This is a genomic window from Massilia cellulosiltytica, from assembly GCF_047325105.1.
Taxonomy (GTDB): Bacteria; Pseudomonadota; Gammaproteobacteria; order Burkholderiales; family Burkholderiaceae_D; genus Telluria; species Telluria orientalis.
Window position 1 is genome coordinate 5,306,394 of the sequence record NZ_CP168562.1, and the last position, 23,009, is coordinate 5,329,402.

Annotated in this window: 17 protein-coding genes; 5 read left to right on the top strand and 12 right to left on the bottom strand. The window is 69.7% G+C overall.

The genetic code is table 11. The features are described 5' to 3' along the window. Window positions 1-13: 13 nt before the first annotated feature. The 5 genes from ACEN9H_RS23145 to ACEN9H_RS23165 all read right to left on the bottom strand — a co-directional run bounded on the left by ACEN9H_RS23145 (window position 14) and on the right by ACEN9H_RS23165 (window position 6,769). Complete coding sequence (locus ACEN9H_RS23145) at window positions 14-667, bottom strand: outer membrane beta-barrel protein (RefSeq protein ID WP_413672222.1); 654 nt, start codon at window positions 665-667, stop codon at window positions 14-16. Window positions 668-769: 102 nt separating this feature from the next. Next, a complete protein-coding gene (locus ACEN9H_RS23150) occupies window positions 770-1,234 on the bottom strand; it encodes a MarR family winged helix-turn-helix transcriptional regulator (RefSeq protein WP_413672223.1) in 465 nt (154 codons plus the stop codon). An 84-nt stretch (window positions 1,235-1,318) separates the two neighbouring features. Continuing rightward, the gene (locus ACEN9H_RS23155) at window positions 1,319-2,908 is read right to left on the bottom strand and encodes a diguanylate cyclase (protein WP_413672224.1); all 1,590 of its coding nucleotides are present in this window, start codon (window positions 2,906-2,908) and stop codon (window positions 1,319-1,321) included. 72 nt (window positions 2,909-2,980) lie between these two features. Further along, a complete protein-coding gene (locus ACEN9H_RS23160) occupies window positions 2,981-4,831 on the bottom strand; it encodes a potassium transporter Kup (protein ID WP_413675624.1) in 1,851 nt (616 codons plus the stop codon). A 93-nt stretch (window positions 4,832-4,924) separates the two neighbouring features. Next, complete coding sequence (locus ACEN9H_RS23165) at window positions 4,925-6,769, bottom strand: diguanylate cyclase domain-containing protein (protein WP_413672225.1); 1,845 nt, start codon at window positions 6,767-6,769, stop codon at window positions 4,925-4,927. Window positions 6,770-7,064: 295 nt separating this feature from the next. Between ACEN9H_RS23165 and ACEN9H_RS23170 the strand changes: the two genes are divergently transcribed. The 4 genes from ACEN9H_RS23170 to ACEN9H_RS23185 all read left to right on the top strand — a co-directional run bounded on the left by ACEN9H_RS23170 (window position 7,065) and on the right by ACEN9H_RS23185 (window position 14,591). After that, on the top strand, window positions 7,065-7,544 hold the full coding sequence (locus tag ACEN9H_RS23170; protein ID WP_413672226.1) for a (2Fe-2S)-binding protein: 480 nt from the start codon (window positions 7,065-7,067) through the stop codon (window positions 7,542-7,544). Further along, entirely contained in the window at window positions 7,541-8,539 is a 999-nt protein-coding gene (locus ACEN9H_RS23175) for an FAD binding domain-containing protein (RefSeq protein WP_413672227.1), read from the top strand. The genes ACEN9H_RS23170 and ACEN9H_RS23175 overlap by 4 nt, the downstream gene beginning before the upstream one ends. Then, a complete protein-coding gene (locus ACEN9H_RS23180; protein ID WP_413672228.1) occupies window positions 8,536-10,836 on the top strand; it encodes a xanthine dehydrogenase family protein molybdopterin-binding subunit in 2,301 nt (766 codons plus the stop codon). The genes ACEN9H_RS23175 and ACEN9H_RS23180 overlap by 4 nt, the downstream gene beginning before the upstream one ends. Window positions 10,837-11,000: 164 nt before the next feature. After that, a complete protein-coding gene (locus tag ACEN9H_RS23185) occupies window positions 11,001-14,591 on the top strand; it encodes a GAF domain-containing protein (RefSeq protein ID WP_413672229.1) in 3,591 nt (1,196 codons plus the stop codon). Here the strand turns inward: ACEN9H_RS23185 and hisN are convergent. Both hisN and ACEN9H_RS23195 read right to left on the bottom strand, forming a co-directional pair. Continuing rightward, a complete protein-coding gene (gene hisN, locus ACEN9H_RS23190; RefSeq protein WP_413672230.1) occupies window positions 14,568-15,362 on the bottom strand; it encodes a histidinol-phosphatase in 795 nt (264 codons plus the stop codon). The two genes, ACEN9H_RS23185 and hisN, sit on opposite strands and share 24 nt — an antisense overlap. Window positions 15,363-15,405: 43 nt before the next feature. Beyond that, window positions 15,406-16,206, bottom strand: a complete 801-nt coding sequence (locus ACEN9H_RS23195) for an MBL fold metallo-hydrolase (RefSeq protein ID WP_413672231.1) — start codon at window positions 16,204-16,206, stop codon at window positions 15,406-15,408. A 92-nt stretch (window positions 16,207-16,298) separates the two neighbouring features. On the opposite strand from ACEN9H_RS23195, the gene ACEN9H_RS23200 reads away from it, so the two are divergent. Continuing rightward, window positions 16,299-17,282, top strand: a complete 984-nt coding sequence (locus ACEN9H_RS23200) for a GlxA family transcriptional regulator (RefSeq protein ID WP_413672232.1) — start codon at window positions 16,299-16,301, stop codon at window positions 17,280-17,282. Between the two features lie 9 nt (window positions 17,283-17,291). Here ACEN9H_RS23200 and ACEN9H_RS23205 read toward each other — a convergent pair whose 3' ends face one another. The 5 genes from ACEN9H_RS23205 to ACEN9H_RS23225 all read right to left on the bottom strand — a co-directional run bounded on the left by ACEN9H_RS23205 (window position 17,292) and on the right by ACEN9H_RS23225 (window position 22,830). Further along, window positions 17,292-19,862, bottom strand: coding sequence for a PAS domain S-box protein (locus ACEN9H_RS23205; RefSeq protein WP_413672233.1), 2,571 nt, complete (start codon window positions 19,860-19,862; stop codon window positions 17,292-17,294). 106 nt (window positions 19,863-19,968) lie between these two features. Then, a complete protein-coding gene (locus tag ACEN9H_RS23210; RefSeq protein ID WP_413672234.1) occupies window positions 19,969-20,526 on the bottom strand; it encodes a type II secretion system protein in 558 nt (185 codons plus the stop codon). 118 nt (window positions 20,527-20,644) lie between these two features. Further along, window positions 20,645-20,857 carry a tautomerase family protein gene (locus tag ACEN9H_RS23215; RefSeq protein ID WP_056126276.1) on the bottom strand — a complete coding sequence of 71 codons (213 nt, stop codon included), beginning with the start codon at window positions 20,855-20,857 and terminating at the stop codon, window positions 20,645-20,647. Between the two features lie 120 nt (window positions 20,858-20,977). Beyond that, window positions 20,978-22,015, bottom strand: coding sequence for an AraC family transcriptional regulator ligand-binding domain-containing protein (locus ACEN9H_RS23220; RefSeq protein ID WP_413672235.1), 1,038 nt, complete (start codon window positions 22,013-22,015; stop codon window positions 20,978-20,980). Continuing rightward, window positions 21,991-22,830, bottom strand: a complete 840-nt coding sequence (locus tag ACEN9H_RS23225; RefSeq protein WP_413672236.1) for a GGDEF domain-containing protein — start codon at window positions 22,828-22,830, stop codon at window positions 21,991-21,993. Before ACEN9H_RS23225 ends, ACEN9H_RS23220 begins: the two co-directional genes overlap by 25 nt. Between the last annotated feature and the right edge of the window lie 179 nt (window positions 22,831-23,009).

A 23,009-nucleotide genomic window follows, 5' to 3' on the forward strand; every position in this document is an offset into this window, starting at 1 on the left:
TTGTGACACAGCGCTAGAAACCCATCTTGAACTTGGCCTGCAGGCCCGAGTTATTGGTCTCGCTGCCCCATTTCTTCGCGCTGTTGCCGTACTGCTCGTAGCCCGCCGTCACGGACGCCTTCTCGCTGACCTTGTAGCGCGCGCCCATGCCCACGTACGGGCCGACGTCCGTGTCCGACACGGTGTTACGGAGACTCTTGTCGTGGGCCACCCGCTCGCTGACGGCGACGCCCAGCTTGCCGTAGGCGGAGAACTGGTCGTCGACGGGCACGTCGAGCCGTGCCGCCAGGTAGCTGTTCGCGCCCTTGGTGCCGAGCGCGCCGTTCACCTCGTCGGGACGGGCGTAATCGGCGAAGTGGAAGCCGCGCGTGTACAGGTTCGCGTAGCCCGTCTCGATGGCGAAGTTCGGCGAAAGGTTGACGCCCGCGAACAGCTTGGGATCGGAGACGTAGACGCCGAACGCGCTCTTGTCCTGGTAGCGCAGGCCATCCGTTTCCGCCGCATTGCCCATGTACGTGCGCGGGACGGGCTGGATCTTCGCGAACGGCGGGGACAGCGTGCGCGTGGCCGACAAGTCCTTCGATGCCGCCGCGCCGTCCAGCAGCTGCGCGTGCGCGCCGCCGGCGGCGAGCAGCCCGGCGGCCAATGCGAGATGGATGGTGTTCATGCGTGTCCCCTTTGTCATGGAAGCCTCCGATCAGGATAGCAGTCCGTGTTCAAGATCGCATCATCCGGCGCGTAAGCGTTTGTGACTAAAAATATGCATTATTCAAGGGTGGTCGGCCAGTTTGCCGCGCAGCATGTCCAGCTGACGCTTGAGCGCAGCGAGATCGGACGGTTCGCACGCGGTGGCGCACAGCACGCCGTCGTGGATCGCGGCGGCTTCCTGCTCCAGCGCGCGGCCGGCGGGGCTCAGGGCCACGACGACCTGCCGTTCGTCGGCGGCGGACCGGGTCCGGCTCACCAGGCCGGCCGCCTCCAGCCGCTTGAGCAGCGGCGTCAGCGTGGCCGAGTCCAGGAACAGCCGGGCGCCGATCTCGGACACCGTCTGCTCGTCCTTTTCCCACAGCACCAGCATGACGAGGTATTGCGGGTAAGTCAGGTCCAGCTTGCGCAGCAGCTTGCGGTACACCTTGTTCATCGCCAGACCGGTCGAATACAGCGCAAAGCACAACTGGTCGTCGAGCAGCGGGGTCCGCTTGCCTTGCTTGGTCGATGTGTCGTTCGCTTCCATGGTTTGCCTATCAGATCGCGAGGCAGCCTCCACATCAGTGTAGACCTTTTACGGCCGGCCAGCGCACGGCATCACACGGCCGAATCACACGGCCGCTTCGTGTCCCTCGCGCGACACGACGCGGTTGCGGCCGGCATCCTTGGCCTCGTACAGCAGCCGGTCGGCCACGTCGACCCAGGCCAGCGGATCGTCGCGCTCGGCCAGCGCCGGATGGCCCACGTACAGGCCCATGCTGAGGGTGACGCGGCCGGTCGGGTTGTCCGCGTGGCGCAGGTCCAGGTCCGCCACGGCCGCGCGGATCGTGTCGGCCACCGCGTTGGCGCCGGTGAGGTCGGTGTCGGCGAGGATGATGGCGAATTCCTCGCCGCCATAGCGCGCGGCCAGGTCGCCCGGCCGCCGCGCCCCGCTCTCGATGGCACCGGCCACCTTGCGCAGGCACTCGTCGCCGGCGGGGTGGCCGTAGCGGTCGTTGTACTGCTTGAAGTGGTCGACGTCGGCCAGGATGAGGGCGAACGGCGCCCCGCTGCGGCGCGCGCGCTCGTATTCGCGCACGAGGCGGTCTTCGAACAGGCGGCGGTTGGCCAGGCCCGTCAGCGCGTCGCTGTCGGCCAGGTTCTGCAGCGACGCGTTGTGGCGCCTGAGCGAGACGCCCACGCGGATCAGGTCGCGCTCGAGCCGTTCGCGGACGCGGATCTGGCGCACGAGGATCACGCCGCCGCACGCCAGCAGGAGCATTGCCGCCGCGCCCAGGATCGCCGTCTGCACCGTGGTGCGCCGCCATCCGGACAGGATCTCGTCCGTCGCCTGGCCGCTGGCGACGAACAGCGGATAGCCCACCAGGTGCCGGTAGCTGTACAGGCGCTCGACGTTGTCGATCCGCGGCGTCGCCACGATCGAGCCGGCCTGGCCGTCGCGCTGGATCTGCTGCCAGATGGTGCCGTTGCGGATGTCCATGCCGACCTGGTCGTCGTGGAACGGCCGGCGGTAGATCAGCGTGCCGTTGTCGAGCGCGAACAGGATCGTGCCGTTCTCGCCGACATCGAAACTGTCGTAGAAGCGGCCGAACCACGCCAGGTTCAGCGTGGCCAGCACCACGCCGGCAAAGCTGCCGTCGGGTGCTTCGAGCCGGCGCGACAGCGGCAGGATCCACACCCCGGTCGACCGGCTGCGCACGGGCACGCCCACGTGCGTCCCGCGCCCGCCGTGCAGCAGGTGGAACTGGAAGTATTCGCGGTCGAAATTATTGCCCTGCATGGGGCGCGGCAGCGACGATGTCAGCCACTTGCCGTCCGGCCCGTACACGAACAGGCCGTGCAGTTCGCCCACGTCGTGCGTGATCGCGCGCAGCCGTCCCGTCAGGCGTGCCGTGGCGGCCTCGCCCAGGCCATCGTGCTCGACGCGCTCGACCATCTCGGTCAGCACGGCGTCGCCCAGCCGGATCGACGTCTCCGCATGCGTCGCGAGCGCCCGCGCCATATTGGCCGTGGCGACGCGGCTGTCTTCCCGTTCGGCCTCGTAGGCATGCCAGGCGCTCCAGCCCTGCAGGCCGCCCAGCAGCAGGCAGAAGCAGGCGAGCAGCCCGACGGCCAGCGCGACCAGCGGCCGGCGCTGGCCGTCGGGCGCGGACAATCCCTGGCCGTCGTGGTCGGCGGCGCTGTGGTCGGCATCGTGCATGGTGCGGACTCCCCTCCGGCTCCAGCTTATCCGCGTCGGCGTCCGCCGTCCACATTCGCACGAGCGGCGGCGCTAGATTTCCACCTGCGTACCCAGCTCGATGACCCGATTGGTCGGAATGCGGTAGTAGTCGGCGGCATCGCGGGCGTTGCGCTGCATCGCGACGAACAGGTGCTCACGCCACGGCGTCATGCCCCCGCCCGGCGTCGAGATCACGGTCTGGCGCGCGACGAAGAACGAGGTCTGCATCATGTCGAACGCCAGGCCATGCGCCGCGCACTGGTCGAGGATGCCGGGGATGTCCGGCTCGTCCTTGAAGCCGAATTTCACGTCGACCTGGTGGCAGCCGTGTCCAAGATCGGTAATGCGGATCCGGGACGCCGCATCGACGTACGGCTCGTCGGCGATGTACACGGTGAGAAACACGACGCGCTCGTGCAGCACCTTGTTGTGCAGCAGGTTGTGCAGCATCGCATGCGGCACGCCATCGCTTTCGCCGCGCAGGAAGATGGCCGTGCCGGCGACCCGCGTCGGCGGCGCGATAAACAATGATTCGAGGAAAGCATCGAGCGGGATGGCGTGCTTCTGCAGGTTCTCGAACATCTGCGCGCGGCCGCGGCGCCACGTGAGCATCAACGTGAACAGCAGCACGCCCAGCGTCAGCGGGAACCAGCCGCCGTGCAGCAGTTTCAGCACATTGGCCGAAAAGAACGCCGCGTCGATCACGAAGAAGAAGCCGGTCGCGCCCAGGCACAGCAGCAGATTCATGCGCCAGCGGTAACGGATCACGAAGTAAGTGAGGATGGTGGTGGCCAGCATCGTCGCCGTGACCGCGATGCCGTAGGCGGACGCCAGCGCGTCGGACGAGCCGAACCCGACGACGGCCAGCAGCACGGCGATCAGCTGCAGCCAGTTGATGACGGGGAGATAAACCTGGCCGATCTCGCGCTCCGACGTGTGCACGGTGCGCATGCGCGGCAGGAAGCCGAGCGCGATCGCCTCCTTCGTCATCGAGAAGGTGCCGGAGATCGTCGCCTGCGACGCGATGACGGTGGCGATGGTGGACAGCACGACGAGCGGATAGACGCTCCAGCTGCCCAGTTGCTGGTAGAACGGATTGGCGATCGCGTCCGGCCGCGCCAGCAGCAGCCCGCCCTGGCCGAGATAGTTCAGCGCGAGGGCCGGAAAGGCGACGGCGAACCACGCGAGACGGATCGGTTTGCGGCCGAAATGGCCCATGTCGGCATACAGCGCTTCGGCACCCGTGAAGGCCAGCACGATCGCGCCCAGCGCCAGGAAGCCGAGGCTGCGGTTGTCGAGGAAGAAGCGCACCGCATGCCACGGATTGAGCGCGACGAGGATGCCCGGACTGCGCACGATGTTCAGCACGCCCATCGCCGCCAGCGCCGCGAACCACACCAGCATGACGGGGCCGAACCAGCGGCCGATGCCGGCGGTGCCGTGGCGCTGCGCCGCGTACAGGCAGATCAGGACGACGATCGTCAGCGGCACGACATAGGCCTGCAGCGCCGGGGTCGCGACTTCGAGCCCCTCGATGGCGGACAGCACCGAAATCGCGGGCGTGATCACGCTGTCGCCGTAGAACAGCGACGCGCCGAACACGCCGATCAGCAGCAGGCCCAGGTGCATCCGCCTGCGGTCGCCGACGGCGCCCAGCGCGAGCGCCAGCAGGGCCATGATGCCACCCTCGCCGCGGTTGTCGGCGCGCAGCACGAGCGTCACGTACTTGAACGAGACGATGACGGACAGGCCCCAGAAGATCAGCGACACGACGCCGACCAGGTTGGCCGGCGTGAGGGGCAGTCCGTGCGCGGGGTCGAAGACGGTCTTCAGCGAATACAACGGGCTCGTGCCGATGTCGCCGTACACGATGCCGATGGCGGCCAGCGCGAGGCCGGCCATGTTCTTGTTCTGCGTATCCAACCAGGTTCTCCAGCAATATTCGTGCTGGTATCGTACTGGCGGCGCCGTAAAGATTTTGTAAAAAGGTCGAGCCTAGTTACCCAGCGCGAGCACGGACACCGTATCGCGCCCCGCATGCTTGGACCGGTACAAGCCGTCGTCCGCCGCATGGGCCAGCGCGACCTGCTCCGGCCGTGCGCTCCACGCGATGCCGATGCTGCTGGTGACCGCGAGCGTGTGCCCGTCCAGCAGGAACGGCGCGCGGATCGCATCGAGCAGCTTGGCCGCGATGCGCTCGCATTCCAGCGGCGAGCCGACCTGTTCCAGCACGATGACGAATTCGTCGCCGGCCAGGCGCGCCACCGTGTCCGTGGCGCGCACCGTGGCGCCGAGGCGGCGCGCGAACTCGCGCAGCACGGCGTCGCCCACCGCGTGGCCGAGGCTGTCGTTGATCTGCTTGAAGTGGTCGATGTCGAGGTAGGCCAGCGCCAGCGGCGTGGCGCCGCGGCGCGCGCGCGCGATGGCCTGCGCGAAGCGCTCCTCGTAGCTGCGCCGGTTCGGCAGGCCGGTCAGGTGGTCGGAATGGGCGAGCGCGTGCAGCTGGCGCTCGTATTCGCGCGCGGACGTCGCATCCGTCGACAGCACGTAGATGCCCTGCACGATGCCGTCGCGGATGTGCGGCAGATAGGTCGAGCTGATCACGCGCGTGCGGCCGCGGCGCTGTTCCTCGATCTCCAGGTGCGACGCGTGCCCGGCCAGGCAGCGCTCCAGCGCTTCGCGGCGCGGTGCGTAGAACCCCTCTCCCATCGCGTCCAGCACCGTCCTGCCGATCATGTCGCTGGTCTTCACGCCGAACCATTCCCGATAGCGTTCGTTGGCGAAGCGGTAGCGCATGTCGGTGTCGACGTAGGCGATCAGCGCCGGCACGTTGTCGGCGATGGTGCGCAGCCATTCGCCGCTTTCGGCCAGGCGTGCGCGCGACGCATCCAGTTCCGTCACGTCCTTCATCGCGACGACGGCGCCCAGCGGCTCGCCGGTGGTGCCGTGCAGCGCGCGGCCGCTCGCGAGCAGGCGGCGCGGCGCCTCGCCCGCCACGTGGATCGTCATGCCGGCGTCCTTCACGCGCTCGCCACGCAGCGCGCGCACCAGCGGGACGTCGTCCGCTGCCAACGGCGTGAGGCCATCCTCGCCGTACAGATCGTAGTGCGCGGGCCAGGCGGCCTGCGGCAACGCGGTGTTCGCGTCGAGGCCGTGGAAAGCACGCGCCGCGCGGTTGAACAGCATCAGGTGGCCGTCGGCGTCGCACGCGACCACGCCCACGTCCACCGTTTCCAGCACGGCGTCCAGCAATTCCTGCTTCTGGCGCAGGGCCTGCTCGGCCGTCTCGCGCAGCCGCATCGTCAGTTCGAGCGTGGCGTTCTTGTCCTGCAGTTCCCGGGTGCGGTTGGCGACCAGCACGTCGCGGTTCAATTCGTCCTGCACCAGTTGCGCGAGGTCGCGCAGCATGCGCCGGTCGGCGTCGCCGAACGTGCGGGAACGCCTGTCGATGATGCACAGGGTGCCGAGCGGCTGGCCGTCCACGCTGTGCAGCGGCTGGCCGGCATAGAAGCGGATGCGGGGCGCGCCCGTCACGTGCGGGTGCGCGGCGAACCGCTCGTCGAGGAGCGTGTCCGGCACGACCAGCATGTCGTCCAGGGCGATGGCGTGGCTGCAGAAGGCGAGCGAGCGCGGCGTCTCGCAGTAGTCGAGGCCCGCCTGCGACTTGAACCACTGGCGCTCGCGGTCGACGAGCGACACGAGGGCGATCGGGACGTCGAACGCGGCGGTGGCGAGACGGGTGAACCGGTCGAACCGGTCTTCGCGGGGCGTGTCGAGCAACCCCAGCGCGTGAAGGGCCTGGAGGCGTGCTTCTTCAGCGAGATCTTGTTGACTGAGCATGGGCATCCTTGATCGGCGAAGCACGCAGCCTGTGCGGCAAATTCTATCCGATTATCACCAATCCGTGCGATAGAGCCACATCCGTTGCATTCCGGGTACATCCCGTGCCGCTGTAAAATTTTGAAAACATTCTACTTCGAAATAATTGATGAGAATTCACCTTTTATGCAAAAACCATGCTGACTGGTGCACAAATGACACACCGCATTGCCAGATCGATCATATTGTGTGTGACCTAACCGAACGGTGGTGGCCGGAACCGTAAGGTGTGGCCTTTGCCCCGACAAGGACGGCCATGGACGCTTACCGGCAGTACCCCATCCGCCTGCGCATCAACGGCGAAGACCGCGCATTCGACGTCGAATCCACGGTGACGCTGCTCGACCTGCTGCGCGAGCGCGCCGGCCTCACCGGCACCAAGAAGGGCTGCGACCACGGCCAGTGCGGCGCCTGCACGGTGCTGCTGGACGGCCGCCGCATCAACGCCTGCCTCTCCCTCGCCGTCATGCAGAACGGCCACGAAATCACGACGATCGAGGGTCTCGCCGACGGCGACACGCTGCATCCGCTGCAGCAGGCCTTCATCGACCACGACGCCTTCCAGTGCGGCTACTGCACGCCCGGCCAGATCTGTTCGGCCGCCGGCCTCGTCGCCGAGGGCCAGGCACGGACGGTCGACGACGTGCGCGAACTGATGAGCGGGAACGTGTGCCGCTGCGGCGCGTATCCGCAGATCGCGCAGGCCGTGTGCGAAGTGATGGGGATCGCCGAATGAATCCGTTCGACTTCACCCAGGCCGCCAACGTCGACGCCGCGCTGGCCGCCCTCGCCGCGCCGGGCGCGCGTCCCATCGCCGGCGGCACCAACCTGCTCGACCTGATCAAGGAGGGTGTCATGCAGCCGTCCGGCCTCGTCGACATCAACCCGATCGCGGACCTCGACACGATCGAGGAAGACGGCACGGGCCTGCGCCTGGGCGCCCTCGCCCGCAACGCGGACACGGCCTGTCACCCGCTCGTGCGCGAACGCTATCCGCTGCTGGCCGCCGCGATCCTGGCCGGCGCGTCGCCCCAGTTGCGCAACATGGCGACGAACGGCGGCAACCTGCTGCAACGCACCCGCTGCGTCTATTTCTACGACGTGGGCACGCCGTGCAACAAGCGCGAGCCGGGCACGGGCTGTCCCGCCAAGGCCGGCATCAACCGCCAGCTCGCGATCCTCGGCACGAGCGCGCAGTGCATCGCCACGCATCCGTCCGACATGTGCGTGGCCCTGCGCGCGCTCGACGCCACCGTGCACGTGCGCGCGGCGAACGGCGAACGATCGATTCCGTTCGCCGACTTCCACCGCCTGCCGGGCGACACGCCCGACGTCGACACGACGCTGCAGCACGGTGAACTGATCACGCATATCACCCTGCCCGACGCGCGCCGCTTCGCGCAGCGCTGCGAGTACGTGAAGGTGCGCGACCGCCTGTCGTACGCGTTCGCGCTCGTCTCGGTGGCCGCCGCGCTGGACCTCGCCGCCGACGGCACCGTGCGCGCGGCCCGCATCGCGCTGGGCGGCGTCGCGCACAAGCCGTGGCGGGTCGAGGAAGCGGAAGCGCTGCTCGTGGGCCGCCCCGCCGGCGAGACCGCGTTCGAACAGGCCGCGGAGCGCATCCTGCGCGGCGCGCGCGGCTACGGCCAGAACGATTTCAAGATACCGCTGGCGCGGAACGCCATCGTCCAGGCGTTGACGAACGCCGCGAGGAAGGGAGACACGCAATGACCGACCTGATCCCCGACCTGCGCACGCCGACCGCCCCCGAAGGCACGGGCCGCGTACACAGCGGCATGGCCGTGTCGCGCACCGACGGCCGCGCCAAGGTGACGGGCGCCGCGCACTACGCGGCCGAGATCCCGGCGCCGGACCTCGCGTACGGCGTCGTCGTCAGCGGCACCGTCGCGCGCGGCCGCATCAAGGCCATCGACGCGGAGGCCGCCCGCGGCGTGCCCGGCGTGATCGACGTCATCACGCACGAGAACCGGCCTAAGATGCGCGGCAACGACCTCGCGTACAAGGACATGACGGCACCCGGCGGCTCGCCGTTCCGTCCCCTGTTTTCAAGCCGCGTGTTCTGGAGCGGCCAGCCGGTGGCGCTCGTCCTGGCCGAGACGTTCGAGGCCGCACGCTACGCGGCGAGCCTCGTGCGCGTCACGTACGACATCGAGGAGCACGACACGAATCTCCTTTCGACGCTGAACAAGGCTTACAAGCCGCGCCCGATGAAGGCCGGGTTCACGCCGCCAGGCTCGAAAGGCGACGCGGACCAGGCGTTCGCCGCGGCGCCCGTAAAGATCGAGGCGGAGTACTACAACGCCGTCGAGCACCACAACCCGATGGAAATGTTCGCCTCCACCGTCGTCTACGGCGAGGACGGCCACCTGACCATCTACGACAAGACCCAGAGTTCGCAGAACAGCCGCTGGTACGTGTCGCACGTGTTCGGGCTGTCGAAGAACAAGGTCACGGTGCGCAACCCGTACGTGGGCGGCGCGTTCGGATCGGGGCTGCGCCCGCAATACCAGTTGCCGCTCGCGGTGATGGGCGCCTTGAAACTGAAGCGTTCCGTGCGCGTCGTGCTCACGCGCCAGCAGATGTTCAGCTTCGGCCACCGGCCCGAGACGTGGCACAAGATCAAACTGGCGGCCGACAGGGACGGCAAGTTGCAGGCGGTGTGGCACGAGGCGATCCAGGAGACGTCGCGCCTGGAAGATTACGTGGAGGTCGTCGTCAACTGGTCCGGGCAGCTGTACGCGTGCGACAACATCCACCTCGGCTACCAGCTCGTCGAGCAGGACCGCGCGACGCCCATCGACATGCGCGCGCCGGGCGCCGCGCACGGCGTGCATGCGCTGGAAGTAGCGATGGACGAACTGGCGTACGAACTGCGCATGGACCCGCTCGCGTTCCGCCTGAAGAACTACGCGGAGCACAACTACCTGGAGGACAAGCCGTTCTCCAGCAAGGAACTGCGCCAGTGCTACCGGCTCGGGGCCGAGCGCTTCGGCTGGAAGGACCGGCCCGTCGAGCCCCGTTCGATGCGCGACGGCGATGAACTCGTCGGCTGGGGCATGGCGACCGGCATCTGGGATTCGCTCGTGATGATCGCGCGCGTGTCGGCCGTGCTGCATGCGGACGGGCGCCTCGTCGTGTCGAGCGCGGCATCCGACATCGGCACCGGTACGTACACCGTGATGGCGATGATCGCGGCGGAGCGTCTCGGCCTGCCGCTCGAACGGGTGACGTTCCAGCTGGGCGATTCCACCCTGCCGCTCGCCCCCGTGGAAGGCGGCTCGTCGCACGTGACGACGGTAGGCGGCGGCGTGGCCGGCGCCTGCGACAAGCTGAAGGCCACGCTGCTGAAGCTCGCACAGAAGGCCCCTGCGTTCAAGGGCCTCAAGTTGAAGGACGTCGACTTCAACGACGGCCGCATCCACCCGCACGGGCAGCCGGAGCAAGGCATCCTGCTGTCCGACCTGCTGGCGCAGGCGGGGCGCGAGCGCATCGAGGAAAAATACCTCATGACGCCGCAGATGCTCAAGCAGCGCAATTTTTCGCGCGCCGTGCACTCGGCCGTGTTCGTCGAGGTGCGCGTGAACGAGCGGCTCGGCATGGTGCGCGTGACGCGCGCCGTGTCCGCCGTCGCGGCCGGCCGCATCATCAATGCGAAGACGGCCGCGAGCCAGGTCAGCGGCGCCGTCGTGTGGGGCATCAGCCAGGCGCTGCACGAGGAGACGTTCACGGACCACCGTCTCGGCCGCTTCATGAACCATAACTACGCCGAGTACCACGTCGCGGTCAACAAGGACATCCCCGCCATCGAGGTGATCTTCGCGGACGAGGAAGACCGCATCGTCAGCAAGCAGCTCGGTGCCAAGGGCGTGGGGGAAATCGGCATCGTGGGCGTGGCGGCGGCCGTCGCGAACGCCGTGTTCCACGCGACCGGCAAGCGCCTGCGCACGACGCCGATCACGCCCGACAAAGTGCTGCTGGGGGATCACGAAGTGCCTGTCGGCAAGTAAAAATTTTCCACTCGGAATTTGAATCGTCGCATCGGCAACACGGGACAAACGAAATCTCACGAAAACTCATCTTTCGCTTGCCCAGCGAAACAATCTGACCCTATTCTTCCCGTTCGCGGTTCAGCCGCGGAGAGTCTGCCCGGAATGACAACGGACGAGAAGACATGACGCATAACGACACGGGCAATGTCGAGGTGACCCTCGACGAAGTCTTGATCACGCACGAACTCGCACGCCGCCCGGTGCGTGCGCCCGACCACCGCGCGGAGAGCCGCGCCCTCACGCTGCTCGGCCAGGAGCTCGTGACCCATCCGCGCGGCGTCGTGCAGCGGCTCGCCGAACTGGCGCTGCAGCTGTGCCGTGCCGGCACGGCCGGCGTCAGCATCCTGGAGTCCGGTCCCCATGGCGACGTGTTCCGCTGGCACGCGCTGGCCGGCGCGCACGCCGCTGCGCTCGGCGGCGCGGTGCCGCGCGGAGACAGCCCGTGCGGCGTCGTCATCGAACGCAATACGACCTTGCTGTTCGATGGGCCGGCACGCCGCTTCGCCTCGCTGCGCTGCGACGGCCCGCCGCTGCTCGAATGCCTGCTCGTGCCCTGGGCGATCGACGACCAGCCGATCGGCACGGTCTGGGTCATCGCCCACGATCCCGAGCGGCGGTTCGATGCCGAGGATGCGCGCCTGCTGGCGGAACTGTCGTCGTTCGCCGCGGCCGCGCACCAGGTCGTGAAGGCGCTGGACGGGGCGCAGTCGGCAAGCCAGGTCGAGCGCGGCCTCGCGACGCTGCGCCACCATGTCGAGACGCGCGCCGGGGGCACCGCCGAAGCCGCGCTGCTGGCCAGTCCCGCGATCCTGCGACCGCTGCTCGAACTGCACGTGGCGCCGCCCAGCGAGGTCGACCTGCCCGCGGCATTGGCCCCGGTGCTGAACCGCGCCTGCGCGCTGGCGGGCGCCGCCTACGGCCGCATCGAATTCGCCGCCGGCGCGGATGCGGGGCGCGCCATCGTGGCCCAGCGCACGCACGGCGCCGCCGCCGGCTACCGCAACGACGTCGTGCCCGTCGCGCGCGCCGCCGCGACGGATGCGCCGTATGCGCTCCCCCTGACGGCCCACGACGGCACCGTGCTCGGCACCTTGCGCCTCGCGCTCGTGCGGCCGCCCGCGGCGGACGGCACGGGCCTGCTCGACCTGCTCGTGCGCACGGCGGCCGGCGCCATCGAACGCCACCGCAGCCAAGCGGCAAGGCGTGACGACGAGCGGCGCCAGGCCTTCCTGCTGCGCCTGAACGATGCCCTGCGCCCGCTGGCCGACCCGCGCCGCATCCAGGAAGAAGCCGCGCGCGTGCTGCGCGCCCATCTCGGCGTCGACCGGATCGGCTACGCGGCCGACTGCGGCGACGGCGAGCACCTGATCGTCACCCATGCGGACGGCTCGAGCGCGTCCGCGTTCGGCAGCAAGATGCGCTACGCCGACTTCGGTCCCGGCCTGCTGGCCGCGCTGCGCAAGGGCCGGCCGGTCGTGCGGCCGGATATCCTGTCCGATCCCGAGCTCGACGCGGCCGCACGCGAGGCGCATGCCGCGCTCGGCGCCCTCTCCGTGGCCGACGTGCCGCTCGTGAAGGACGGCCGCCTCGTCGCGATCCTGTTCGCGCACCACGGCCAGGCGCGCGCCTGGAGCGCCCCCGACCTGGCCGTCATGCAGGAGACGGCCGAGCGCACCTGGGCCGCCGTCGAGCGCGCGCAGGCGCAGGCCGAGCGCGAGGCCGCCCACGCGGAACTGATGCGCCAGTCGCGCTTCGTCGCGACGACGATGGATGCGCTGCCCGACTTCGTCTACGCGTTCGACCGCGCGCACCGCTTCGTCTACGTCAACCGCGCGATGGAAGAACTGTACGGCATGGCGGCCGGCGCGCTCGTGGGCCGCAGCTTCGCCGACCTGGACTTCCCGTCCGACCTGGCCGCGCGCCTGGACGGCCACCTCGACACCATCTTCCGCACCGGCGTCACCATCCAGGACGAGGTGTATTTCACGAGCCCCACCGGCACGAGCGCCTATTTCCAGTTCCGCTGGGGGCCCGTGCTGGCCGAGGACGGAACGGTCGAGCAGGTCGTGGGCGTCTCGCGCGACACGACCGGCCGGCGCATGCTGGAAGCGCGCCTGCGCGAGAGCGAGGAAAGGGCGGCCTTCCTGCTGCGCCTGTCCGACGCGATGCGCTCGCTGGACGATGCCGACGCAATCGAGGCGACGGCCACGCGCATGGTGGCCGCGCACCTGGGCGCAAGCCGCGTGCTGATCGGCGAATTCGAGGAAGGCCGCGTCCACATCCGGCGCGACCACGTGGAGGGCGTCGCGTCGCTGGCCGGCACGTATCCGATGCCGTCGCTGGGCGCGCGGGCGCTCGCGGCGTTCGAGCGGGGCGAACCCTTCGTCGTCGAGGACACCGCGCGCGACCCGCACACGGACAGCGCCACGCGCGCCGGCTGGATCGGCGTCGGCATCGCATCCCACGTCGGCGTCGGGCTGTATTCCGGCGGGCGCATCGCCGGCGTGTTCTGCGTGCACCACGCGGCGCCGCGGCACTGGAACGCGGCCGAAGTGAACCTCGTACGCGAAGCGGCCGAACGCACGTGGGCCGCGATCGAGCGCGTGCGCGCCGAGCAGGCGCTGAAGGACGCGGACCGGCGCAAGGACGAATTCCTGGCCACGCTGGCGCACGAGCTGCGCAACCCGCTCGCACCGATCAGCAACGCGATCCAGCTGATGCGCCGCGCCGACAGCCGCGATGCCGCCGATCGTCTCACAGGCATCGTCGAGCGCCAGGTGCGGCAGATCGTCAAGCTCGTCGACGACCTGATGGAGATCGCACGCATCTCGCGCGGCAAGATCGAACTGGACCGGCGCGCGCTGGCCCTGGCCGACATCGTGCGCGACGCCGTCGAGGCGAGCCGCCCGCAGATCGAACGCGCCGGCCACGTCCTCGACGTGACGGAGCCCGACGCCTCCCTCGTCGTGCACGGCGACGCCGTGCGCCTCACGCAGGTGCTCACGAATTTGATCAACAACGCCGCCAAGTACACCGGCGCGGGCGGCCGCATCGACCTGCTCGCCCGGCGCGAGGGCAGTGCCGTCGCGCTGCGGGTGCGCGACAACGGCCGCGGCATCCCGGCCGCGCAGCTGCCCCACGTGTTCGACATGTTCGCGCAGCCGCACCTGGGCACCCGGGGCGACGGCGACGGCCTGGGCATCGGCCTCGCCATCGTGCGCAAGCTCGTCGAGATGCACGACGGGACGGTGGAAGCGCACAGCGCGGGACCGGGCTGCGGCAGCGAATTCGTCGTACGGCTGCCCCTGCTGCACGACACCGCGCCGGACGGCGAAGCGGGGACGACGTGTGCGGCGCTGGCCGGCCACCGCGTCCTCGTCGTCGACGACAATGCCGACGCGGCCGACACGCTGGCCCAGCTGCTGGACATGCACGGGGCGCGGGCGCGGGCCGTGTACGGCGGCCCGGCCGCGCTGGCGGCGCTGCCGGCGTTCGCGCCCAGCGTCGTGCTGCTCGACCTGGGCATGCCGGAGATGGACGGTTTCGATGTCGCGCGCGCCATCCGCGCGGAAGGCCATGCGCATGTGCGCATCGTCGCCCTCACGGGCTGGGGCCAGCAGGCCGACCGCGCACGCACGCGCGCTGCCGGGTTCGATCATCACATGACCAAGCCGGTCGATCTGGCGGCGCTAGCCGCGTGGCTCGGCGCGTAACTCGTCCATCAGCTGCGCGTGCAGGCGCCGGTCGCCGCACGCCAGCACCGTGCCGCCGTGCTGCACGTCGCCGCCATCCCACGCCGTGATCACGCCGCCCGCCCCTTCGATGATGGGCACCAGCGCCTGCACGTCCCACGGCTGCAGGCCCGCCTCGACGACGGCGTCGACGAGGCCGGACGCCAGCATGCAATAGGCGTAGCAGTCGCCGCCATAGCGCAGCAGCCGCGCGCGGCCTGCGACGGCGTCGAACGCGATGCGCTGGGCGGGATCGAAAATGTCGGGCGACGTGCACATCACGTGCGCGTCCGCCAGCTGCGCGCACGGGCGCGTGTGCAGCACGTGGCCGCCGTTCCACGCGCAGTGCGCCGTGCCGACGAAGCGCTCGCGCGTAAAAGGCTGGTTCATGAGACCCAGTATCGGGCGCGTACCGTCGTTCAGCGCGATCAGCGTGCCCCACAGCGGCAGGCCGAGGAGGAAGGCCCTGGTGCCGTCGATGGGATCGAGCACCCACGTCAGGCCGCCGCTGCCCACCTGCGCGCCCTCCTCTTCGCCGAGGATGCCGTGGTGCGGATAGCGGGCGCGGATCAGCGCGCGCATCACGCGCTCGGCGCCGCGGTCGGCCGCGGTCACGGGATCGAAGCCGTGCGCGCTCTTGTTCTCGGCGCCGCTGCCGGCGCGGAAATGCGGCAGGATGGCGCCGGCGGCCGCGTCGGCCAGCTCGTTGGCGAACTGCAGGTACTCGTCGAATTCGGTGGCATCGATGGGCATCGGCTATCTCGCAGGAAGGCGGCACGGCGCCGCCTCCGCCATCCTACCGCGAACCCGCGGCGGCTTGGTGAAATACGCACGCTTCGCCATCGTCGGGCACCCGCACCCGCGCCATCAGGCCGTGCGTCTCCACCCACGCCCGCAGCGCGGCCCGCGACAGCATGCAGTGATTCACGGCCTCCAGGTGGCTCGCGACGATGGCCGCCCGCGGCGCCGCCTCCACCACGCTGGCCACGTCGTCCAGGTCCATGATGATCGGCCCCAGGCCCGGCACCTGCGCGTCGCCGCAGTTCAGCACGACGACGTCCGGGTCGTACGTCTCCAGCGCCGCCGCCACGTGCACGTTCCACACGGTGTCGCCGGCGATGTACAGCGTGGGCTCGTCCGGATGGCGCAGCACGAGGCCGCTCACTTCGCCCATGCGCGCGCCGATGGCGGCCATGACGGTGTCGCTGCCGTGCTGGCCGCGCGTCTGGGCGATGCGGATGCCGTCGAACGGCGTGTCGCCTTGCGCCGACAGCGTGCGCACATCCGTGAAGCCGTCGGTGCGGATGGCTTGCGCATCGGCGTCGTTCTGCGCGAACACGGTCAATGCGCGCGGCAGTTCGCGCCGCGCGGCGTCGTCCCAGTGGTCGGCGTGCAGGTGCGTGACGAGCACGGCGTCCACATCGAACAGCGTCGCCAACGGCACGGGCAGGTCGACGAGCGGATTCGCCAGGTGGCTGTTGGCCGTGCCGGCAAAGCCCGGGTAGGCGCCCTTGTCGGCCAGCAGCGGATCGACAAGGAAGGTCTTGCCGGCGTATTCGATGAGCAGGGTGGCGTTGCGGATCTGGGTCACTTGCATGGTGTCTCTCCTTGGTGTGTGTGACGCCATTCTCGCGGTGCGGACGGTTGCCCGACAGTGGCCCGGAGGACAACCTTCGATATAATCGGGCCATGCCCCGAACCGAACCCTCCACCTGGCGTGTCGCCGTCATTGCCTTCGACGGCATGACGCCCTTCCACCTGTCCGTGCCCTGCCTCGTGTTCAGCGGCCGTCCCGGCGCGGATGCGAGATCGCACTTCGCGCTGACGGTGTGCGGCGCCGGCACGGATGCGCCGCTGGCCACGAGCGCCGGCTTCGGCATCGTGCCGGGCCACGGCCTGGAAGCGCTGCGGGATGCCGACATCGTCGTCATGCCCGCCTGGTACGACGACTGCCGCCCCGCGCCGCCCGCGCTGCTGGACGCGCTGCGTGCGGCGCATGCGCGCGGCGCCTGCATCGTCGCGCTGTGCCTCGGCGCGTTCCCGGTGGCCGAGGCGGGCCTGCTGGACGGCCGCACGGTCGCCACGCACTGGGCCCTCGCCGCCGAGCTGGCGCGGCGCCACCCGCGCGTGAAAGTCGATCCGGACGTGCTGTACGTGGACGATGGCGACGTGCTGACGTCGGCGGGCGTGGCGGCGGGCATCGACTGCTGCCTGCACCTGATGCGCCGGCTGTGCGGTGCGGACGCGGCGAACCACGTGGCGCGCATGCTCGTCGTGGCGCCGCACCGGCAAGGGGGCCAGGCCCAGTTCATCGAACGGCCGCTGCCCGTGTCGCCCAGCGACGGCCGCCTGTCCGCGGTGCTGGAGTGGGTGACGCGCCACCTCGGCGAGGAACACGGCATCGACGACCTGGCCCAGCGCGCCGCCATGAGCCGGCGTAACTTCACGCGCCACTTCCGCCAGGCGACGGGCACGTCGTTCAAGCAATGGCTGCTGGCCCAGCGGCTGGCGCACGCGCGCTGGATGCTGGAGACATCCGATGCGGCCGTCGAGGTCGTGGCGCAGGAGGCCGGCTTCGGCTCCGCGCTGTCGCTGCGCCAGCTCTTCCGCGCCGCGCTGCAGACGTCGCCGGCGGCGTACCGGAAGGCCTTTCGGCGTGGTGCGGACGGCTAGCCGTCCACCCTACGCACGGCCCGCGCCCAGCCACGCGCGCAGCACATTCAGGTCGACCGGCTTGGTGAGGTGAAAATCGAACCCGGCCCCGCGCGTGCGCTCGCGGTCGCTCTCCTGTCCCCACCCCGTCAGCGCGACGATGCGCACGCCGGACCAGGCGGGATCGGCGCGGATGCGGCGCGCCACGTCGAGGCCGTCCATGTCCGGCATGCCCAGGTCGAGCAGCACCGTGTGCGGCCGCAGGACCGGCAACGCGGCCAGCGCGGACGGGCCGTCGTACACGGCGCGCGCCTGGGCGCCGTCCGCGTCCAGCAGCATCGCGAGCGTGTCGGCGGCGTCCTGGTTGTCGTCCACGACGAGGATGCGCTGCCCCGCCAGCGGCGCCGCGCCCGCCCCCGCGGCGGCGCCGTCGTGGGCGGCGCCGGGCGGTTCGGCCAGCGGCAGGCGCACGATGAATTCGCTGCCCAGCCCCGTCCCGGCACTGTTCGCCTCCACGGTCCCGCCATGCATCAGCACGAGGCTGCGCACCATCGCGAGGCCGATCCCGAGCCCGCCCTGCCCGCGCCCGGCCGCGCGGTGCGCCTGCGTGAACATGTCGAACACCGCGGGCAGGTGGCCGGCCGGGATGCCGATGCCGTTGTCGCGCACCGCGATCTCGACTTCCAGGCCGTCGCGCCGCGCCTCCAGCGCGATCCTGCCGCCCTGGTCCGTGTACTTGGCCGCGTTGTTCAGGAGGTTCGCGAGCACCTGCGTGAGGCGCACGCTGTCCGCGTTCAGCGTCAGCGCTTCGTCGGGCAGGCGCACGTCCAGCTGGTGGTGGTGCTGGTCGATCAGCGGCCGGCTCGTCTCGACGGCGCCGTGCACGACGTCGGCCAGCAGCAGCGGCTGCCGGTGCAGCTCGATCTTGTCGCGCGTGATGCGCGAGATCTCGAGCAGGTCGTCGACGAGCTTGATCATCTGGCGCACCTGGCGGCCCAGCATCTCGACGAGGCGGTCGGCGCGGCGGCGGCCGTCCGGATGGCGCAGCAGGTGCACCGCGTTGCTGATCGGCGCGAGCGGGTTGCGCAGCTCGTGCGCCAGCACGGCCAGGAATTCGTCCTTGCGGCGGTCCGTCTCCTTCAACGCCTGCTCGGCCAGCACGGCGTCCGTGATGTCGAGCGAAGCGCCGACGTGGCCCGCGTAGCTGCCGTCCGGCGCGAACAGCGGCTGCGCGTAACTGTCGAACCAGCGCCACTGGCCGTCGTGGCGGCGCACGCGGTCGACGTTGCGCCAGGGCCGGCGCGTGCGCACGGCATCCATGTAGTCGGCGATGTACGCGGGCGCGTCGTCCGGATGCACCAGTTCGTGCCAGCCGATGCCCATCACGTCCTCGAATGCCTTGCCCGTGAAATCGAGGTAGTACTGGTTGACGAACACGTTGCGGCCTGCTTCGTCGTTCTGCCAGATCAGCACGGGCACGGTATTCGCCAGCGTGCGGAAGCGCTGTTCCGACACCCGCAGCTCGTCCTCGACGCGCTTGCGCGCCGTGATGTCCTGCACGATGTTGACGGCGCCGGCGATACGGCCCGCATGGTCGCGCAGCGGCGTGATGTTGAGCAGGACGTCGATGCGGCTGCCGTCCGGCCGTTCGATTGCCAGGTCGCGGTCGACGACGGCATGTCCCCCGGCCAGCACCTCGCGCAGCGGCGCCGTGAAGTTTTCCAGCCGGTGGCCGTTGTGCGCGCACGCCTCCGGCCCCCAGCACGCGGGCGCCTCGCCGGGCGGACCGCCGCACAGCGCGTCGGCGCAGGCGTTGTGGAACACGACCGTTCCCGCCGCATCGCAGGCGACGACACCGGCCGGGATCGCGCCGATCAGGTCGCGGTAGCGCTGCTCGCTGGCGCGCAGTGCGTCGTCGGCCTGGCGGCGCTGCGCGATCCCGTGTTCGAGCATGCGGTTGTGCCCCGCCAGCACGCGCGTGCGTTCCTCGGCCGCCTGCATCAGTTCGCGCCGGCCCTCGGCCGTTTCCTCGAGCGCGACGATGGTCTGGTAGGCGGCGGCGGCGAAGTCGGCCAGGTTGCGCAGCACGCGCGCATCCTCGGCATCGAATTCCCGGTCGGGGCGATGGCTGATCACCCACACCGTGCCCACCGCGCGGCCCTGGGCCGTCCACGGCACGAGCAGGTTTTCGATCATCGGCGGGTCGAAGCCGGCCATTGCCGCGAAGCAGCGCTCGCCGTACCGCATGAGCATGGTTTGATTGCGGTCGACTACCACGCCGCACGGGCTGACGTCGAAAGCGATCGTGCCGCCAAGATGCTCCGCGAACAGCCCTGCCGCCGCGTGCCAGCGGAAATAGCGGCCCCCGTCCTGTTCCTCGAGGAGGCTGATGCCGGCCGAACCGGCATTGCACAATTCGAGCACCAGTTCGGCGAGTTTCTGCGGAACACCGTGCGGATCGGCGGCCAGCTGCCGGGCGAGCGCAACCATCGCCCGGTTTTCGGCCGCGTAGTCCGGCGCCCGGCGCGGACGCCGCGCCAGTTCCTCCGTGATGAGCACGTCGTCCACGCAGGAGACGGCGGCAGGGGTTGGGATCTCCATCGGCACTGTATCGCTCGTATTGACACCCCATGCTACCGAAAAGCACACCGCCGTGGCGCGCTAATGCATTGCAGGTGCAATCAAGCCGTGCCGGGTTTCCCCGGACTCAACAACCGCCGGTATTCGCCTTGACGTTGGGGACGCCGGTGCCGTCATAGGAATACTGCACGGAACATTGCGTGGGATTCGGCGCGCTCTCGATGCGCCATCCGGCATCGCCGTTCGGGATCTTGTTGTTGCCGTAGCCATAGAACGTGTAGCCGTCGGCCTCGACCGCCGCCGAGGACAGGTAACAGCCGTTGGCCGGCACCGTCAGGCCTTGCACCACCGAGCCGATGCCGTCGCACCACCGGTCGGGGTAGCCGCTCCAGACACGGATGTTGGTGCCGTCCATGTCGACGTTCGTCAGGTTCGCGATGGCGAGCGGCGTGCCGGCGCCGCGGATCGCGGTCAGCGACTTGACCAGCTTGATGCCCGTGTTGACGGAGCCGGTCAGCGCGTGGATCGACGCCTTGCGGCTGTCCCCCCCGAGGTCGGCGAATTTCGGCAACGCGACCGCGGACAGGACGCCCAGGATGACGATGACGACGATCAGTTCGATCAGCGTGAAGCCCCGGGTCCGTGCGGCAGTCGGGGCGTGAATTCCATTTTGATGTCGATACATGGCGCGCGCTCGATAGATAAGCTGGTTACATTCTTTTCCACAAAGAATTGTTTCAGTATATCAATACACTCGCCACATATCTATCATTTGGTTGGCCGACCGTTGTAACCTTGCGTCTCTACGGCTTGGCCAGGCCCATCTTGGCCAGGGTCAGCGTCTCGTCCGCCCTGCCCCAGCCGCCGTCGGCGACCTCTTCCACCAGCACCATCGAATAAGGCCGGGCCTGCTCGCCGAAATACTCGACGAACATGGCGGTCGTGCGGTGGATGATCTCTTCCTTGCGCGCCGCGTCGACGACGCCTGCCGGGAATTTGAAATTTGCGAATGGCATGATGCCTCCTTGTCGTGAATGGCGACGGATGTCGCCGATGCACGCATTGTCGGCGTTCGCGCCGATGCGATAAATGTGGAGAAATGGCGAAGTCCGTTCAACCTCGCCCAACAATGATGCTCACAGGGCCGCGTCCAGCGCGAGCCGCAGCGGTCCCGGCGTGATGCCCGTCCAGCGCTTGAACGAACGGCGGAAATTGGCGGCGTCGTGGAAGCCCAGGTAGGCCGCGGCCGCTTCATTGTCGAGCCGGCGGGCCTGGAACAGCCACAGCGCGACGTGCGTGCGCACCTGGTCCAGCTCGGCCTGGAAATGCGTGTGATGGCGCAGCAGCTGGCGCTTCAGCGTGGCCGGGCTGACGCCGAAATCGTGGGCCGTGCGCTCCAGCGTGGGCGCGGCGCACACCCGCTCCAGCAGGTAGTCGTACAGCGCGGCCAGCAGGCCAGGCGGCCGTTCGGGTTCCGCGGCGGCTGCCGCCTGCGCGAGGCCGGCCGCGACGCCGTTGCCGCGCGGCCAGGGGCGGTCGAGCCAGGCCGCATCGATCAGCATGGCGTCCAGCTGGCAGTCGAAACGCAGCGCGCTCCCCAGATGGACGTGGTGCTGCTCGACGTGACGCGGGGCCGCGCGGTTGAAGCAGAAGCGCCACGGCAGCCTTTCCCCGCCGAGCCAGCGGCACAGCGCGACGACGGCCGTCATGTGCATCTCGACCAGCGCGGGACGCAGCCCCGGCGCGCCGTGGCTGTCCACCCAGTACAGCAGCGCCACGTCGCCCCACGTCTCCAGGCGCGGACGCAGCAGGGGCGTGAGGCGCGCATGCCAGCGGCACAGCGTCTCGAGCAGCGCGCGCAACGTGGGCGCCTGCACGAGCGCGTGGCTGGCCGCGCCGTCGTGGCCCGGCAGCAGCTGCTGGCCCAGCATGAACGACGTGTCCGGGCTGTCCAGTGCGCGCAATGTGTTCGCGAGCAGGCGCAGGAGCTGGCTCGCCGACACCGGCGTCGCCGGGTCGAGCGGATCGGCCAGGCCCGTGTCGCGCAGCAGGACGGCGTCGTCCGCATCGGCCGCGCGGCCGTATTCGAGCACGAGGGCCGGCTGCAGATAGCCCGGGATAGCCGGGTCGGCCGCCGCGCACCAGGCGATCACGCCGCGTCCATCCGGCGGCACAGGTCCGCCAGCAGGATCTCGGGCGCGCCGTCGGCCGGCGCGCAGTCGTGGCGCAGGCTCAGTGCCACGCGGCGTTCGCCCGCATGATGACGCATGGCGCCGACCATCGCGCACAGGTGGCGCGCGGCGTCCGCGGCGGCGTCCACGCCGAGGTCCGGCATCAGCACGGCGAAGCGGTCGCCCGCGTAGCGGCACAGCAGGTCGTCGTTGCGCAGGTTCAGCAGCAGCATGTGCGCGACGGCCTGCAGCACCCGGTCGCCTTCCGCCCTTCCGTGCTCGCGGTTGATGCGGTGGAAGCCGTCGATGTCGAGCAGGACCACGGTCCCTGTCGTGCGGCGCAGCTGCTCGCGCAGGTAGCCGGCATCGGCCAGCTGCGTGACGCGGTCGAACGGCCGGTGGCTGCGGAACAGGCGCTCGCGCTTGCGCAGGTGGTCCGTCAGCAGCGCCTGTTCGCGGCGCCAGTAGTACAGCCCCGCCGTCAGCACGAGCATCCCGAACGGCACGAGACCTTCCAGTGCGTTGTCCCACAGCGCGTCCTTGTCGATGCGCCAGAACTCGTCCAGGCAGTCGGCCCACGAGCCGAGCGTGATGCACGCAAGGCCGCCGGCCAGCAGCCGCGTCACGCGTCCGTCCGGCCGGCTCGCCAGCACGAGCAGGCACCACACGAGCGCCATCAGCGCGGTGCCGCCCTCGTCGACGATGTCCATCCAGTGCCAGCTCGCGAACGGCTTATACGTGCCGGCGGACGCGTACATCGCGGCGAATGCGGCCAATGCGCAGGCGAGGACGAGGAGCGGACGGACGAAGGCAGGCATGGCGGCGTGGTTGCGAAAAATGACGGCCGAAGGTAGCGCGGGCGTGTGACAGGTTGATGACAGGCGCACGGGTCCGAACGGCTCACGCCGCACGCGTTTCCCGAGCACCGTGGACGGTCTGCCCGCGGGCGTGCCGGGTCAATTCGGCTCATTCCGCGGTCTTAAGGCCTGGCGCGGCG

Bases quoted from the DNA above. Each gene is read 5' to 3' on its own strand.
- ACEN9H_RS23170 (WP_413672226.1), top strand. From the start codon at position 7,065: ATGGACGCTTACCGGCAGTACCCCATCCGCCTGCGCATCAACGGCGAA.
- ACEN9H_RS23200 (WP_413672232.1), top strand. From the start codon at position 16,299: ATGCCCCGAACCGAACCCTCCACCTGGCGTGTCGCCGTCATTGCCTTC.
- ACEN9H_RS23210 (WP_413672234.1), bottom strand. From the start codon at position 20,526: ATGTATCGACATCAAAATGGAATTCACGCCCCGACTGCCGCACGGACC.
- ACEN9H_RS23175 (WP_413672227.1), top strand. From the start codon at position 7,541: ATGAATCCGTTCGACTTCACCCAGGCCGCCAACGTCGACGCCGCGCTG.
- ACEN9H_RS23180 (WP_413672228.1), top strand. From the start codon at position 8,536: ATGACCGACCTGATCCCCGACCTGCGCACGCCGACCGCCCCCGAAGGC.
- ACEN9H_RS23155 (WP_413672224.1), bottom strand. From the start codon at position 2,908: ATGCACGATGCCGACCACAGCGCCGCCGACCACGACGGCCAGGGATTG.
- ACEN9H_RS23145 (WP_413672222.1), bottom strand. From the start codon at position 667: ATGAACACCATCCATCTCGCATTGGCCGCCGGGCTGCTCGCCGCCGGC.
- ACEN9H_RS23165 (WP_413672225.1), bottom strand. From the start codon at position 6,769: ATGCTCAGTCAACAAGATCTCGCTGAAGAAGCACGCCTCCAGGCCCTT.
- hisN (WP_413672230.1), bottom strand. From the start codon at position 15,362: ATGCCCATCGATGCCACCGAATTCGACGAGTACCTGCAGTTCGCCAAC.
- ACEN9H_RS23225 (WP_413672236.1), bottom strand. From the start codon at position 22,830: ATGCCTGCCTTCGTCCGTCCGCTCCTCGTCCTCGCCTGCGCATTGGCC.
- ACEN9H_RS23150 (WP_413672223.1), bottom strand. From the start codon at position 1,234: ATGGAAGCGAACGACACATCGACCAAGCAAGGCAAGCGGACCCCGCTG.
- ACEN9H_RS23160 (WP_413675624.1), bottom strand. From the start codon at position 4,831: ATGGCCGGCCTCGCGCTGGCCGCCATCGGCATCGTGTACGGCGACATC.
- ACEN9H_RS23185 (WP_413672229.1), top strand. From the start codon at position 11,001: ATGACGCATAACGACACGGGCAATGTCGAGGTGACCCTCGACGAAGTC.
- ACEN9H_RS23205 (WP_413672233.1), bottom strand. From the start codon at position 19,862: ATGGAGATCCCAACCCCTGCCGCCGTCTCCTGCGTGGACGACGTGCTC.
- ACEN9H_RS23195 (WP_413672231.1), bottom strand. From the start codon at position 16,206: ATGCAAGTGACCCAGATCCGCAACGCCACCCTGCTCATCGAATACGCC.
- ACEN9H_RS23215 (WP_056126276.1), bottom strand. From the start codon at position 20,857: ATGCCATTCGCAAATTTCAAATTCCCGGCAGGCGTCGTCGACGCGGCG.